This is a genomic window from Arthrobacter sp. efr-133-TYG-120, assembly GCF_030209785.1.
GTDB lineage: Bacteria > Actinomycetota > Actinomycetes > Actinomycetales > Micrococcaceae > Arthrobacter.
The window spans coordinates 56,638-71,241 of record NZ_JARVRI010000015.1 but is presented as its reverse complement, the minus strand read 5'-3'; the positions used below and the strand labels follow the sequence as shown (position 1 = coordinate 71,241).

The following is a 14,604-nucleotide window of genomic DNA, read 5'->3' as shown; positions in this document are numbered from 1 at the left end:
TTACACTAAGTGCAACTTTGCACTCAGGGCAAGTTAAATCTCCGGTGGGGTCTCGTATTCCTGGGGCGCGGCCGACGTCGCGGTCTGCGTGGATTGCTGGGTGGGCTGTTGGGCTGCCGCGCTGGTGAGGTAGATCGACTGGCCTGTGGCGCCTGGCTCGCCTTCGGCCAGGGGAATGGCGAAAACGGCAGTCCCGTAGGCGCACACTTCGGTCCAGTTGCCGCCCATCTCGGACGTGTCGAAGCGCATCGCGACGATTGCGTTGGCACCGCGCTGCTGTGCCTCGTTGACCATGCGGGCCATGACTTCCTGGCGGCTCTCATAGAGCGCCTTGGTCATTTCGGGCAGCTCGCCGCCGCCGAGGGAACGGAAGCCGGCCATTACCTGGGCGCCGATATCCCGTGAGCGGACGGTGAGGCCCATGACTTCGCCGAAGACGGCGTCGATCTTGTGGCCCGGAATCTTGTTTGAGGTGACTATGAGCATGGACAGAGCCTATCCAGAATCCACCCCGTTAAAAGGACAAATCCCCGGGGCATTTTGAACTGGCCCCCGGGGATTTGTCCGCGCGACGATGTGCCGTCGCTAGGCCTTGGCGCCAGCGAGCTCGCGGGTCTCCTCGGATGCCTCCGGGGACTCACCCTCGGCCGCGAATGCCGTTCCCTTGCGGGGCGCGTTGTAGAGCGATTCGTCCAGGATTCCCTGCCGCTTGGCGACGATGGCCGGAACCAGCGCCTGTCCTGCCACGTTGACGGCCGTGCGGCCCATGTCCAGGATGGGGTCGATCGCCAGGAGGAGTCCGACGCCGGCCAGCGGCAGTCCCAGCGTGGAAAGTGTCAGCGTGAGCATGACGACGGCGCCCGTGGTGCCTGCCGTTGCCGCGGAACCAAGGACGGAAACCACCACGATCAGCAAGTACTGGCTGAAGTCCAGGTTGATGCCGAAGAACTGGGCAACGAAGATCGCGGCGACGGCCGGGTAGATGGCGGCGCAACCGTCCATCTTGGTAGTCGCGCCGAGCGGCACGGCGAACGATGCGTAACCCTGGGGGACGCCCAGGTTGCGTTCGGTGACGCGCTGCGTGAGCGGCAGCGTGCCGATCGAGGAACGCGAGACGAATGCCAACTGCACGGCGGGCCACACGCCCGAGAAGTACTGCTTGACGGACAGTCCATGGGTCTTGACCAGGATGGGGTAGACGACGAACAGCACAAGGGCGAGGCCCGCGTAGATGGCCACCGTGAACTTGCCGAGCGAACCGATGGTATCCCACCCGTAGACGGCCACTGCGTTGCCGATCAGGCCGATGGTGCCCAGCGGGGCAATGCGGATGATCCACCAGAGGACCTTCTGGATGACGGCCAGGGCGGAAGCGTTGAGGTTCAGGAACGGTTCGGCCTGCTTGCCCACCTTGAGGGCTGCGACGCCGACGGCGATGGCGATCACCAGGATCTGCAGCACGTTGAAGGTGATCGACGTGCTGGCGACGCCGTCCGTGACGGTGGTGCTCGCTCCCAGGCCCAGGAAGTTCTTGGGGAAAAGACCTGTCAGGAACGCCCACCAGTCGCCGGTCTTTCCGGCGTACTCGGCCTTCTTGGTGATGCCGGTGCCGGAGCCTGGCTGCAAGAGCACTCCAAGTCCGATGCCGATCGTCACGGCGATGAGTGACGTGATGGCGAACCAGAGCAGAGTGTTCCACGCCAATTTCGCGGCATTGGACACTTGGCGCAGGTTCGCGATGGAGCTCACCACGGCTGTGAAGATCAAGGGCACGACGGCGGTCTGCAGCAGCGAGACGTAGCTCGAGCCGATGGTCTGCAGCGTGGCGCCGAGCCCGTTGGGAGCTTTCGTGGTGCTGCCGGTGGCTTTGGCCAGGAGGCCGAGGGCCAGGCCGATCACGAGGGCCGCGATGATCTGGACGCCGAAGGACGTTGCCCACTTGGGAAGCCGGGACGAAGTCTTTCCGGCGGAAGTCAAAGTGTTGGATGAATTGCTCACCGAAACAAACTAGGCCCCGGAAAATACCACCGCGACCCGACGTTGAGAAATGTTACGGTCTCACATTCGACCCACTACCAAAAAGGCCCAAGAATTCGCCGCCAATCCACCCGTTTATGAAGTTATTCCCGGACAGAATGTGGGGAATGTCTCGTACGTCTCAGCCCATCTGACTCGCATTTGTTGTCGTTATGAGCCTCCAAAACGACAACAAATGCGAGTCAGTTGGGTCACCCCAGCAGCGCCCGGCGAAGCGTATCCAGGCCGACAGACCCGATGTTCAGGGCATCCGTGTGGAAGGACTTCAAGTCAAATCCGTCGCGGCGTTCGAGTTCAGCCCGGATTTCTTCCCACAGCCGTTGCCCCACCTTGTACGACGGAGCCTGCCCCGGCCATCCGAGGTAGCGTGTGAATTCGAACTGGAGCTGGCCCGCGCTGATGGGGAGGTTGGCCTTGAGGAATTCGAAGCCCTTGTCCGATGTCCAGGTGCCGCTGCCCCAGCGTTCCGGAACTTCCAGCTCGAGGTGGACGCCGATATCGAACACCACGCGGGCCGCGCGCATGCGCTGCATGTCCAGCATGCCCATGTGGTCGCCCGGGTCCTTGAGGTAGCCGAGCTCGAGCATGAGCTTTTCTGCATAGAGTGCCCAGCCTTCGCCGTGCCCGGACACCCAGCAGACGTTCCGCCGCCAGTTGTTGAGGAGCTCGCGGCGGTAGACGGCGGTGGCCACCTGGAGGTGGTGACCGGGGACGCCTTCGTGGAACACTGTGGTGGTTTCGGCCCAGGTGGTGAAGGTGTCTTCGCCCGCGGGGACGGACCACCACATGCGGCCGGGCCGGGAGAAGTCGTCCGAAGGGCCTGTGTAGTAGATGCCGCCTTCGTCCGTGGGGGCGATGCGGCATTCGAGCGTCTTCATGATGTCCGGGATGTCGAAGTGGACGTCGGCCAATTCGGATATTGCCCGGTCTGAGAGTTCCTGCATCCAGGCTTTGAGTGCGTAGGTGCCCTTGATTTGCCGCGCGGGATCGTTGTCGAGGATGGCTTTGGCTTCCTCGATGGACGCGCCGGGCTTGATTTGCTCGGCCACCTGTTCCTGTTCGGCAATGAGCCGCTCGAGTTCCTGCACGCCCCAGGCGTATGTTTCCTCGAGGTCCACAGTTGCGCCAAGGAACAAGCGTGAGGCCAGGGCGTAGCGATCGCGGCCCACGGCGTCCTTTTCGGGAGCAAAGGGCAGAAGTTCCGCTTCGAGGAAGGCGGCAAGACGCAAGTAGGCGGAGCGCGCGACGGCGGCACCGGCGTCGAGCTTTTCCTGCAGTTCCGCCGGCAGCGGCTGGCCGTCGATGGTGGCTTCGGCGGCGAGCTTGGCGAAGAAGCCGTCTTCGGCCGCGTATTTGCTGGTCTGTTCGATGACGATCTTGACCTGGCGGACCGCGGAGACTTTCCCTGCGTCCTTCGCCGAGCGAAGGGAAACGATGTACCCGTCGATCGCGTCTGCGACGTTGGCAGCGCGGCCGGCGATGTGCTCCCAGTGTTCGGCCGTGTCGGTGGGCATGAGGTCGAAGATCGCACGGATGGTTTGGGCCGGAGACTCGATGTTGTTCAGGTCCGCGGCGTCCCAGCCGGACTCGTGGATCTCAAGGGCCAGGCCGAGCCGTTCCCGCATCGCGTCCAGCGTGACGACGTCGGAGGCGTCCGTGGGTTCGAGGGTGGCGAGCTCGTCGAGGGTGTCCCGTGCTGCCTTGGCGAAGGCCGCGGCGCCTGAGGGCGAGAAATCCTGGTATTCGGTTTCGTGTCCGGGCAGGCCGAGGGTGGTGGCGAGGCTCGGGTTGAGGGCAAGAAGGGTGTCCGTGTAGGCGTCGGCGACCGCGTCGATGGCAGTCTGGAGGCGTGCCGGAGCTGTGTTAGAGGTAGTCACCCCAAGAGCCTAACCGCGTCCAGGCGCCTTATGAAAGGGTTGTTGCAGAAGATCCGGCCGCCAACCCAACCATCCCCACCGCCACCCTCGCCTCGCAAGTCCCCACCGGCTCCCAGCCTTCGCAAGCTCAGGCCGGGGCCCTCGCCGGTGTGGCCCCACGGCCAGGGAACCCTGGCGGCGTGGGCCCCCGCATTTAATGTCGTTCCGGGCCTTCAAAACGGCATTAAATGCGAGTCGGTTGGGTGACCACAAAACTCAGCCCCGGCTGCGCTTCCAGGCGCCTGGACCCGGTGTGGGATCCATGCGCAGTTGCTGCCGGCGCAGCCAGTGCCGCGTGCTCGGTTTTGGAGCTTCGGCTTCCTCGGACGCTCCAAGGGAGGCGACGACGGCGGCAAGCGCCGCGAGCTCTTCCGGCGTAGGGTCTCCCTTGACTACCGAAAGCAAGGGCTCGGCGGGCACCGCGTCCGTGGAACCGGGCCCGGAGCCTGGGTTCTGTTCGACGCTCACAGGGGGATGTTTCCGTGCTTCTTGGTGGGCAGGCTGGCCCGCTTGTCGCGGAGGGCGCGGAGGCCCTTGATGATCTGCAGGCGGGTCTCCGACGGCGCGATGACGGCGTCGACGTAGCCCAGCTCGGCCGCCTGGTAGGGGTTGAGGAGTTCTTCCTCGTACTGGCGGATGATCTCGGCGCGCTTGGCTTCGACGTCGCCACCGGCCTCGGCGACCGCGGCAAGATCGCGGCGGTACAGGATGTTGACGGCACCTTGGGCGCCCATGACGCCGATCTGGGCCGTAGGCCACGCCAGGTTGAGGTCCGCGCCGAGCTTCTTGGAACCCATGACGATGTACGCTCCGCCGTAGGCCTTGCGCGTGATCACCGTCAGCTTGGGCACGGTGGCCTCGGCGTAGGCGTAAAGCAGCTTGGCTCCGCGGCGGATGATGCCTTGGAATTCCTGGTCCTTGCCGGGCAGGAACCCGGGGACGTCCACCAAGGTGATGATGGGAACGTTGAAGGCGTCGCAGTGGCGGACAAAGCGGGCGGCCTTTTCCGAAGCCGAGATGTCCAGCGTGCCCGCGAACTGCATGGGCTGGTTGGCCACGATCCCGACCGTGTGGCCTTCAACCCGGCCGTAGCCGATGATCACGTTGGGGGCGTAGAGCGACTGCATTTCGAGGAAATGGGCGTCATCCACGATCTGCTCGATGACCTTGCGCATGTCGTACGGCTGGTTGGCCGAGTCCGGGATGAGCGTGTCGAGGGCGAGGTCGTCGTCGTCGAGCTCCAGTTCCTGCTCGTGCTCCAGGACGGGCGCCTCGGACAGGTTGTTGGACGGTAGGAAGTCCAGGAGTTCGCGGACGAACTCGATCGCGTCGGCTTCGTCATTGGCGAGGTATGTTGCAGTACCGGTGGTGGCGTTGTGCTGGCGTGCGCCGCCAAGGGTTTCCATGTCCACGTCTTCGCCGGTGACGGTCTTGATGACGTCGGGGCCGGTGATGAACATGTGGGAGGTCTTGTCCACCATCACGATGTAGTCGGTGAGGGCGGGGGAGTAGGCCGCCCCGCCGGCGCACGGGCCCATGATGAGGGAAATCTGGGGGACGACGCCCGAAGAATGGACGTTGTTGCGGAAGATGTCAGCGAACATCGCCAGCGAGGCGACGCCTTCCTGGATGCGCGCGCCGCCGCCGTCGTTGATGCCCACCATCGGGCAGCCGTTGCGGAGGGCGAATTCCTGGACCTTGACGATCTTCTCGCCGTTGACCTGGCTCAGGGAGCCACCGTAGACGCTGAATTCCTGGCTGTAGATGGCTACGAGGCGGCCGTCGACGGTGCCGTAGCCTGAGACCACGCCGTCGCCGAGGGGCTTCTTCTTTTCCATGCCGAACGCGGTGGAGCGGTGGACGGCCAAAGCATCGAACTCTATGAAGGAGTCTTCGTCGAGGAGCATGTCGATGCGTTCGCGGGCGGTGTTCTTGCCGCGGGCATGTTGCTTCTCGATGGCTTCGGGGCCGGACGGTTGTTCTGCACGGGCCTGGCGGTCGCGGAAGTCGGCAATCTTTCCCGCTGTCGTTGTCAGATCGTGGCTCATCAAATGTCTCCGGCTCTGTAGCTGATTTACGCTGGCACTGCTTTGTTAGGCATGCGCTCTTAAGTAGCATCCGTACAAAGTGCGGGCCCTGTTGGCTAGTCTAATGACGCAAAAGCCACAGACCGCTGTAGAAACCCTACAATTTTCCGACTTCAAGTCGAGCATCGAGTGATGTTACTCGCCAGTAACATAGTTGGGCTACAGTGTCCTCATGACCTCAAGCAACGATGCTTCTGCAAGCCCTGCCCTTCCCTACCAGGCACGTGGATCACTGAAGGGCCGCACCATTCTGATGTCCGGCGGCAGCCGCGGCATCGGCCTGGCAATCGCTACCCGCGCGGCACGTGACGGCGCCAACATCGTCATCATGGCCAAGACCGGGGAGCCACACCCCAAGCTTGAAGGAACGGTCTTCACGGCCGCCGAACAACTGGAAGCGGCGGGCGGCCAAGCGCTGCCGCTGGTGGGTGATGTCCGCAACGACGGCGACGTTGCCGCGGCGGTTGCCGCCGCCGTCGAACACTTTGGCGGAATCGACGTCGTGGTCAACAACGCCTCGGCGATAGACCTCTCCCGCACTGACGCAATTGACATGAAACGCTATGACCTCATGCAGGACATCAACGTCCGAGGCACCTTCCTGCTGTCCAAGCTCGCGCTTCCGGCTCTGCGGACATCGAACAACGCCCACATCCTGACGCTCTCGCCGCCGCTGAACCTTGACCCGAAGTGGGCAGGCATGCATCTGGCCTACACCATGGCCAAGTACGGCATGAGCCTCACCACGCTGGGCCTGGCCGAAGAACTCAAGAACGACGGCGTGTCGGTCAACTCGCTGTGGCCCTGCACGCTGATCGACACTGCCGCCATTCGGAATATGCCCGGCGGGGCACAGATCGTCCAAGCGGCCAGGGGCCCGGAAATCATGGCCGATGCGGCCCACGCTGTCCTGACCGGGGCGAACCTGTCCGCAGACTCAGGCGCTTCAGCAAGCAATACAGGCAACTTCTATACGGACGAACAGGTGTTGAGGGCTACCGGAGTATCCGACTTCAGGCCCTACAGTCTGGGTGCCCCGGAGGAGAAGCTGGTACCGGATATCTTCCTCTAAGCGGACAACTTCTTCCCGGACCGGTGTGGCTGGATAGGATTCTGTCTATGGACGTCGAACAGCCTGCCAGCAGCGAACCACGTGCCCCGCGCTTGGGCCTGGACCGCGATGCCCTGCTTCACCCCGACTTCCTCGCGGCCGCCGGTATTTCGCAATTGAAGATCGTGGAGACCACAGGCTCCACGAACGCCGATCTGCTGCGCGCCGTGACCATTGAGCCTAAGGAATGGGCAGACCTCGCGGTCCTTACCGCCGAGCACCAGACGGCGGCCCGGGGCCGGCTCGACCGTCACTGGGAGTCTCCCGAACGTTCGGCGATTTCCGTTTCGATCGTCCTGCGTCCCGTGAATTCCCAAGGCCTCCCCGTTCCCACCCAGAGCTATTCCTGGCTGTCCCTCCTGGGCGCGCTGGCCTTGCGCGAGACCCTCCTCGAAACCGCCGGCCTGCCCGCCGAGATCAAGTGGCCCAACGATGTCCTGGTCCGAGGCAAGAAGATCGCCGGGATCCTGGCCCAGATGGGACCGATGGGGGATGGATCCGTTCCGGCCGTGATCCTGGGCACCGGCCTCAACGTGACGCTCAGCGAAGATGAGTTGCCTGTCCCGACAGCGACGTCCCTTGTGCTCGAGGGTGCCACGACCACGGACCGCACCGTGCTTCTGCGGAACTACCTGTCACGCTTCGCGGCGCTCTACCGCAGTTTCTGCAATGCCGACGGCGACCCCACGGCGGGATTGGCCGGCGGATCTTCCCTGCACAAACGGGTGGAAGCTGTCATGGTCACCTTGGGACGCGAAGTGAAGGCGCATTTGCCCGGCGACCACGAATTGGTGGGGCATGCGTCCAGGCTGGATGAATATGGTTCCCTTTTGGTGGTGGACCATGGTGGCCGCGAGCACGTTGTGACCGCCGGCGACGTCGTCCATCTGAGGGCTACCGAAAGCGGTTATGCGTAAAGAGCTCCTGCGCGGGGAGCAAGTCATCGTGATTACGCGGCAGCAGCCCAGGGCGCTTTTCGGTCCCGTCCTGGCGTTCATCTTGGTCCCCGCCGCGGCGGCCTTCGCCTGTGCATGGATAGTCAAGGGCGGACCCGGTAAGTTGCTTCCGGTCATCACGAGTGATTGGACCCAATGGTTGGTGGCCGCATGCCTGGCCATCGTGGCGATCGTGCTGCTTGGCTACAGCCTTCCGCGATTCATCCGCTGGCGCGGCGTACGGTACATCCTGACAAGCGGCCGGATAGTTGCCCGTTTCGGAATGCTTCGCCGGGGAGACTGGCAGGTCCCGCTGGCCGCGGTGCGCAGCGTGGGGATCAAACAATCGCTGCTCCAACGGATATTGCGCTCCGGGAATATATCCTTGGATACCGGGCACCCCGGCGAGGCCGTTCTCGCGGATGTTCCGGAGGTCGGCAAGTTTCGAAGTTTCATCCTGGATGCCATGGCCGAGCTTCCGACAAATGTCGGGTTCGGCCCGGGCGCCGTACCGGAGCATGGCGACTTTGACGGTTTTGTTGGACCAGTTGACTACTCTGGTGCCGCGTTGCCCTGGGATGTGAGAGAAGGTGGAAGAGATGAGCGTTGACGAGCAGGAGCCTGAGTACATGGACCACGAGCCCGACGCCGTGCCCGAACCTTCCGTGGACCAAGCACCTACGGGGGTCCTCCCCGTGGTGTCCCCGCCGACCGGTGCATTGTCAGCAGAACGGCTTGCCATCAAAGCGCTGGAAACGCGGCTCTTGGGCGGCGAACGCAAACTCCGGCGGCGCGAAGTGGCGGCCGGAGCAGGCGTCTCGCTGTTGTCAGCCCGCAAACTGTGGCGGGCGCTGGGATTCCCGAATTTCGGTGACCAGGATGTAGCGTTCACCGAGCGCGACCTCGCGGCGCTTTCCACCATCCTCGACCTGGTCCGCGCCGGAAAGCTCACCGAGGAAGCTGCCATCTCCGTGACGCGCGCCATCGGTCAGATGACCGACCGCATGGTGGTGTGGCAAGTCGAGGCGCTGATTGAAGACATGGTGGTGCAGCAAGGCATCCCCGATGCCGTTGCCCGCAAGCAGCTCGTCAACGAACTGCCCAACCTTGTGGACGCCATGGAAGAGATCCTGCTGTACTCATGGCGACGCCAGATGAACGCCGGTGTGCAGCGCCTGGCCGTCCGTGCAGAGGCAGGTTTGCAGGCGAGCGAAGCAGGCCGCGAAGGAGATGAAGACGACGCTCCTTTGCCTTTGGCCCGCGCCGTAGGTTTTGCCGACCTCGTCTCCTACACGAGCCTGTCCCGCCGCATGAACGAGAAAACCCTGGCCCAGTTGGTCCAGCGCTTCGAGAACAAGTGCGCGGAGATCATCTCCATCGGCGGCGGACGCCTGGTCAAGACCGTCGGCGACGAAGTCCTCTACATCGCCGAGACGCCGGCCGCTGGTGCCGAGATCTCCTTGGCGCTCGCCCAAGCCTTCACGGAAGACGAAATCCTCCCGGAAGCCCGCGTGGCCATGGTCTGGGGACGGATCCTTTCCCGTCTCGGCGATATTTACGGCCCCACCGTCAACCTGGCGGCCCGCCTCACGGCCTTGGCTGAACCCGGCACGGTCCTCGTCGACGAGATGACGGCGGCAGCGCTGGGCCAGGACGAACGCTTCGTCCTGGTTCCGCAGACGGCCGAAAACGTTCGTGGTTTCGGGGAAATCCTTCCCGTCCGGCTTGCCCGCGGACTTGGCAAGGGACTGGTCCTCGACTGATGAATTCACCGTCCGCAGCAACCGCCCCTGAGCCGGGATTCACGTTGAGCTATGGCTTCGGGACGGACCGTGGACTCAGCCGGGAACTCAACGAAGACTCGCTCATCGCAAAGGATCCGGTCTTCGCGGTGGCTGACGGCATGGGCGGGCATGAGGCAGGCGAGATTGCCAGCGCGTTGTGCGTGCGTACCCTCGGCAGCATGCCGCAATTGGCGCCGGGAGTCCGCACGGCAACTGCCGTTGCCCTGCAAAGGTGCATCCTGGCTGCCGACTCCCAGATCCGGAATGCCACGGGTGGCCGCGCTGGAACAACGCTCACCGGCGTCGTCGTCGCCGAGCATATGGGCGTCCCGTATTGGCTGGTCATGAACATCGGCGATTCACGGACGTATCGGGTGAACGGGGGCGAATTCAGGCAGATCAGCGTGGACCATTCGGAAGTCCAGGAACTCGTGGAGGCCGGAAGCATCACGCGGGAAGAAGCCACGGTGCATCCGCGCCGCAATGTGGTGACCCGCGCCCTCGGCACAGGGGGCGAAAACGAAGCGGACTTCTGGTTGCTGCCCATCCAGGACGGGGATCGGATGCTGATCTGCTCGGACGGACTCACCGGGGAGCTGGGCGACGAGCACATGTTCCGGATCTTGAGGACGGTTGAGAAGCCCCAGGACGCGGTGGATGCCCTCATCCACGAAGCGTTGCTGAGTGGCGGGCGGGACAATGTGACCGCGATTGTGGTTGATGCCAGGATCGAGTTGAACGACGCCGCAGGGACCGGCACCGGCTCTTCCTGATGGCCTTTGCAGGGAACGGGATTTGCGACATGCCCGGACTATGTAGGAAGATTCCGGTCAATACCACCCCAACTCCGGGCGGCCCGTGCCGTCCTGCAGAGGTAAACATGACCCAACGCTCCTCAGCGCGCTCTGGCGGCGCGACCCGTGCCGCCGTGCGACGCCCGTTCTCCGTTGCCCTCGCGGGCATTGCCATGGCCGTGGTGATGTGCGCCTTCCCGTTGCTTTCGGCCCATGCCGAGACCACTCTGGCTCCTCAGAATAGCCAATCGACCACTGCCCCGACCCCGGCCCCGGACCCGGCACCAACCGAGCCCACGCCAACCCAGCCGATAATCGTGGACCCGGCGCCCTCCAAGCCACCCGTCGTCGTGCCGGTGGCCCCGGCACCAGCCCCGGTGGCGCCCGCGCCCGCCGCGCCCGAACCGGCCCCCATGACTCAGGTGACCGTGGAACCGGAACCCAGCGTGGCGCCGTCGGAGGCTTCTGTCGCCTCCAGCCCGGCGACCCCGTCGAACAGCCCGACGGCGAGCGCCTCGCCGTCGGCATCGTCCAATTGGAATACCCCCATCCAGGACGGGCTCAAGGCCACGCAAGCTGCCTCGGTGAGCGGCACCAAAGGACCGGGCTCGGACATGTTCGCCGTGATCGCGATCATGGGCGGCGTGCTTTTGGTGGCGGCCGGAGGCATTGCCTTCGCCTTGTGGAGCCGCCACCGCTTTACGCACTGATACCCGCTTGTGATTCCTGCTTGTGATCCCTGCTTCCCGTCCGGGGGCCGTATTTTGTCGCGGCTTTGCGGCAAGATAGGTACGTGAGCACAGCAGAGAGCGAAACCGCAGTTCCAACGGAAGCCGTACGGGAAGAGTACGAAAACCTCGCAGACCTCGTCCGCAAGTACCGCTACGCGTACTACCAGGAAGATGCGCCGACGGTTTCGGATGCCGAGTTCGACTCCCTGTACCGCCGCCTCGAGGAGCTCGAGGCCCTGCATCCCGAGCTCGTGTCCAACGATTCGCCCACACAGGAAGTAGGCGGCGAGGTGTCGGCTGCTTTCGCCGCCGTCGAGCACCTCCAGAGGATGTACAGCCTGGAGGACGTCTTCTCGCTCGACGAGTTGGAAGCGTGGGTCCGCAAGGCCGAGGCTTCGGTCGAAAAGCTGGGCACGGCGGCTTCCCGCATTGCGTGGCTGACGGAGCTGAAGATCGATGGCCTGGCAGTGAACCTGCTGTACCGCGACGGCAAGCTGGTCCGTGCCGCCACGCGCGGAGACGGCACCACGGGCGAGGACATCACCCACAACGTGCTCACCATCAAGGAGATCCCGCGCCAGCTCAGCGGCAGCGGATATCCGTCCGAGGTGGAAATCCGGGGCGAAGTCTTCATTCCGTCCAAGGCATTCGCCGAATTCAACGAAGCGCTGATCGAGGCCGGCAAGGCGCCGTTGGCCAACCCCCGCAACGCCGCGGCCGGCTCCCTGCGCCAGAAAGACCCCGCGGAAACCGCCAAGCGTCCGTTGCGGATGTTCGTCCACGGCATCGGGGCACGCGAAGGCCTCGACTCCACGAGCCAGTCGGAAACGTACAAGCTGCTGGAGGAATGGGGCTTGCCGGTCAGCCCCTACCTGAAGGTCCTGGACTCCTTCGAGGAGGTCCTCGACTTCATCAAGCACTTCGGCGAACACCGGCACGACCTCCTGCACGAGATCGACGGCATCGTGGTCAAAATCGACGACTTCGCCACGCAGCGTGCCCTCGGTTACACCTCGCGCGTGCCGCGATGGGCCGTTGCCTACAAATACCCGCCGGAGGAAGTCCACACCAAGCTGCTGGACATCCAAGTCAACGTCGGCCGCACCGGCCGCGTCACTCCCTACGGGGTAATGGAACCGGTCAAAGTGGCCGGATCCACTGTGGAGATGGCCACCCTGCACAACCAGGACGTGGTCAAGGCCAAGGGCGTCATGATCGGCGACATCGTGATTCTCCGGAAGGCCGGAGACGTCATTCCTGAGATCGTCGGGCCGGTATTGGCGCTGCGCGATCAGCAGGATCCTCCTGTGCGCGAGTTCGTGATGCCCACGGAATGCCCCTCCTGCCACACGCCCCTTGCTCCGGCGAAGGAGGGCGACGTCGATATCCGCTGCCCCAACGCGAAGTCGTGCCCCTCCCAGCTGCGCGAGCGTGTCTTCCACGTCGCGAGCAGGGGAGCCTTCGACATCGAGGCTCTCGGGTGGGAGGCAGCCATCGCACTCACCCAGCCTGCGGAACCGGAAACTCCGCCCCTGCGCAGCGAGGCGGCCTTGTTCAGCCTCACGCCGGAGGACCTCGCCGACGTCCGCATCCACCGCGAGAAGCGCTCCAAAGGCGTGGGCACGGGAACGTTCGAATTGGTGCCCTACTTCTATTCCAAGGCCACCGCCAAGACCCCTTCCAAACCCACCGCCACCACCGAGAAACTGTTCAAGGAACTTGAGAAAGCCAAGACGCAACCTCTCTGGCGCGTCCTGGTTGCCCTTTCCATCCGGCACGTCGGCCCCACTGCGTCCCGTGCCCTGGCCACGGCCCTCGGGAGCATGGACGCCATCCGGGCCGCCTCCGAGGAGGAACTGGCCAACGTTGACGGGGTGGGACCGACCATCGCCGCGGCACTCAAGGAATGGTTCGCCGTTGACTGGCACCAGGAAATCGTGGATAGCTGGGCAGCTGCCGGGGTGCGCATGGTTGACGAGCGCGACGCCGGCATCCAGCGGAACCTGGAAGGCCTCACCATCGTGGTGACAGGCTCTTTGCCCACCCTAAGCCGGGACGAAGCCAAGGAAGCCATCATCATCAGGGGCGGCAAAGCGGCGGGCTCGGTTTCCAAGAACACCAGTTACGTCGTGGCCGGCGAGAACGCAGGCTCCAAGCTGGACAAGGCTGAGCAACTCGGCATCCGGGTACTGGACGAGGACGGCTTCAAGGCATTGCTCGACGGCGTCCTGGAACCCGCCGGCGGCACGGCTCCGGATGATGAAGACGCAGCCGTTGCCCTGGCGGGCGCTGCGGCGGCGGAAGTGGACGCTGCCGAATGACGGCCGATGTCTTGGAGCTTCTCGCTGTTGCCCGCGTGGCGGCGGCGGCAGGAGCGGAGGTGCTCGCCGCCCGGCCAGCCGGCCCCGGCTCGGCGCGGAACCTCGGCGTCGTGAACAAGGGTGACGCCGGCGACTGGGTGACGGCCTTCGACGTCGCGGCGGAGAACGCTGTGCGGGACGCAATTACCGCAGCACGCCCGCACGACACCATCACGGGCGAGGAGCACGGCACCACCCGGCCCGAGCAGCCCAGCGGCTACCGATGGTCCATCGATCCTTTGGACGGCACCACCAACTTCATCCGGAACATCGTCTACTACGCCACGTCCGTGGCCGTTGCGGATGCCGACGGCGTCTGGCTGGCCGGCGTCGTCAACGCCCCCGCGCTGGGACGCATCTACTCGGCGGCACGCGGCCATGGGGCGTGGCTTGAAGAGAATGGGCAGCGCACCCAGCTGAGCGGACCGCTCCTGGGCCGGACGGGACTGATTGTGGCCTCCGGGTTCAGCTACGATCCCGCCACGAGGGCTGAGCAATTCGCCGGTCTCGGGAACCTCATGGAAGGCTTCGCCGATCTCCGGCGGCTCGGCTCCGCCGCGTTGGATCTGTGCCTCGTGGCTGATGGCACGCACGACGCCTTCGGAGAACGCGGGCTCAACGAACACGACTACGCGGCTGGTGCGTTGATCGCCGAGGAAGCCGGATGCTGGGTCCGCCGCCCACGGCTGACCAGCCCCCTGGATGGCGGCCCCACGGATGCGGATCGTTTGGAAGCGTGGACCTGCGCGGGAACCCTCGAGCTCTCGGGCAAGTTCCCGCTCTAAGGCCCTTCACCTTGGCCCCGACGACGCGGGATGACCGCCGTCGTCGGGGCTTTGTGGCTGGCTG

At 64.5% G+C, this 14,604-nt stretch carries 13 protein-coding genes; 8 read left to right on the top strand and 5 right to left on the bottom strand.

Annotated features, from left to right (window positions below; all coding sequences use genetic code 11):
* Positions 1 to 33: 33 nt before the first annotated feature.
* The 5 genes from QRN51_RS10495 to QRN51_RS10475 form a co-directional block, all read right to left on the bottom strand.
* Positions 34 to 486 carry a YbjQ family protein gene (locus tag QRN51_RS10495; protein WP_284989785.1) on the bottom strand — a complete coding sequence of 151 codons (453 nt, stop codon included), beginning with the start codon at positions 484 to 486 and terminating at the stop codon, positions 34 to 36.
* Between the two features lie 99 nt (positions 487 to 585).
* Positions 586 to 1,998, bottom strand: a complete 1,413-nt coding sequence (locus QRN51_RS10490; RefSeq protein WP_284989784.1) for a dicarboxylate/amino acid:cation symporter — start codon at positions 1,996 to 1,998, stop codon at positions 586 to 588.
* A 230-nt stretch (positions 1,999 to 2,228) separates the two neighbouring features.
* Positions 2,229 to 3,914: a DUF885 domain-containing protein gene (locus QRN51_RS10485; protein ID WP_284989783.1), complete on the bottom strand. Its 1,686-nt coding sequence runs from the start codon at positions 3,912 to 3,914 to the stop codon at positions 2,229 to 2,231.
* Positions 3,915 to 4,169: 255 nt separating this feature from the next.
* Entirely contained in the window at positions 4,170 to 4,421 is a 252-nt protein-coding gene (locus QRN51_RS10480; protein WP_059387894.1) for an acyl-CoA carboxylase subunit epsilon, read from the bottom strand.
* Complete coding sequence (locus QRN51_RS10475; protein WP_284989782.1) at positions 4,418 to 6,001, bottom strand: acyl-CoA carboxylase subunit beta; 1,584 nt, start codon at positions 5,999 to 6,001, stop codon at positions 4,418 to 4,420. Before QRN51_RS10475 ends, QRN51_RS10480 begins: the two co-directional genes overlap by 4 nt.
* A gap of 211 nt (positions 6,002 to 6,212) precedes the next feature.
* Here QRN51_RS10475 and QRN51_RS10470 point away from each other — a divergent pair, with 211 nt between their 5' ends.
* From QRN51_RS10470 to QRN51_RS10435, 8 genes are all read left to right on the top strand, one after another.
* The gene (locus QRN51_RS10470; RefSeq protein WP_284989781.1) at positions 6,213 to 7,112 is read left to right on the top strand and encodes an SDR family oxidoreductase; all 900 of its coding nucleotides are present in this window, start codon (positions 6,213 to 6,215) and stop codon (positions 7,110 to 7,112) included.
* A gap of 47 nt (positions 7,113 to 7,159) precedes the next feature.
* Complete coding sequence (locus tag QRN51_RS10465) at positions 7,160 to 8,068, top strand: biotin--[acetyl-CoA-carboxylase] ligase (protein WP_059387892.1); 909 nt, start codon at positions 7,160 to 7,162, stop codon at positions 8,066 to 8,068.
* On the top strand, positions 8,061 to 8,696 hold the full coding sequence (locus QRN51_RS10460) for a PH domain-containing protein (protein ID WP_059387891.1): 636 nt from the start codon (positions 8,061 to 8,063) through the stop codon (positions 8,694 to 8,696). The genes QRN51_RS10465 and QRN51_RS10460 overlap by 8 nt, the downstream gene beginning before the upstream one ends.
* Entirely contained in the window at positions 8,686 to 9,849 is a 1,164-nt protein-coding gene (locus QRN51_RS10455) for an adenylate/guanylate cyclase domain-containing protein (protein WP_284989780.1), read from the top strand. Before QRN51_RS10460 ends, QRN51_RS10455 begins: the two co-directional genes overlap by 11 nt.
* On the top strand, positions 9,849 to 10,643 hold the full coding sequence (locus QRN51_RS10450; RefSeq protein ID WP_284989779.1) for a PP2C family protein-serine/threonine phosphatase: 795 nt from the start codon (positions 9,849 to 9,851) through the stop codon (positions 10,641 to 10,643). Before QRN51_RS10455 ends, QRN51_RS10450 begins: the two co-directional genes overlap by 1 nt.
* Positions 10,644 to 10,750: 107 nt before the next feature.
* Positions 10,751 to 11,374: a hypothetical protein gene (locus QRN51_RS10445; RefSeq protein WP_284989778.1), complete on the top strand. Its 624-nt coding sequence runs from the start codon at positions 10,751 to 10,753 to the stop codon at positions 11,372 to 11,374.
* A gap of 65 nt (positions 11,375 to 11,439) precedes the next feature.
* The gene (gene ligA, locus QRN51_RS10440) at positions 11,440 to 13,716 is read left to right on the top strand and encodes an NAD-dependent DNA ligase LigA (RefSeq protein ID WP_284989777.1); all 2,277 of its coding nucleotides are present in this window, start codon (positions 11,440 to 11,442) and stop codon (positions 13,714 to 13,716) included.
* A complete protein-coding gene (locus QRN51_RS10435; RefSeq protein ID WP_284989776.1) occupies positions 13,713 to 14,540 on the top strand; it encodes an inositol monophosphatase family protein in 828 nt (275 codons plus the stop codon). The genes ligA and QRN51_RS10435 overlap by 4 nt, the downstream gene beginning before the upstream one ends.
* Positions 14,541 to 14,604 lie beyond the last annotated feature (64 nt).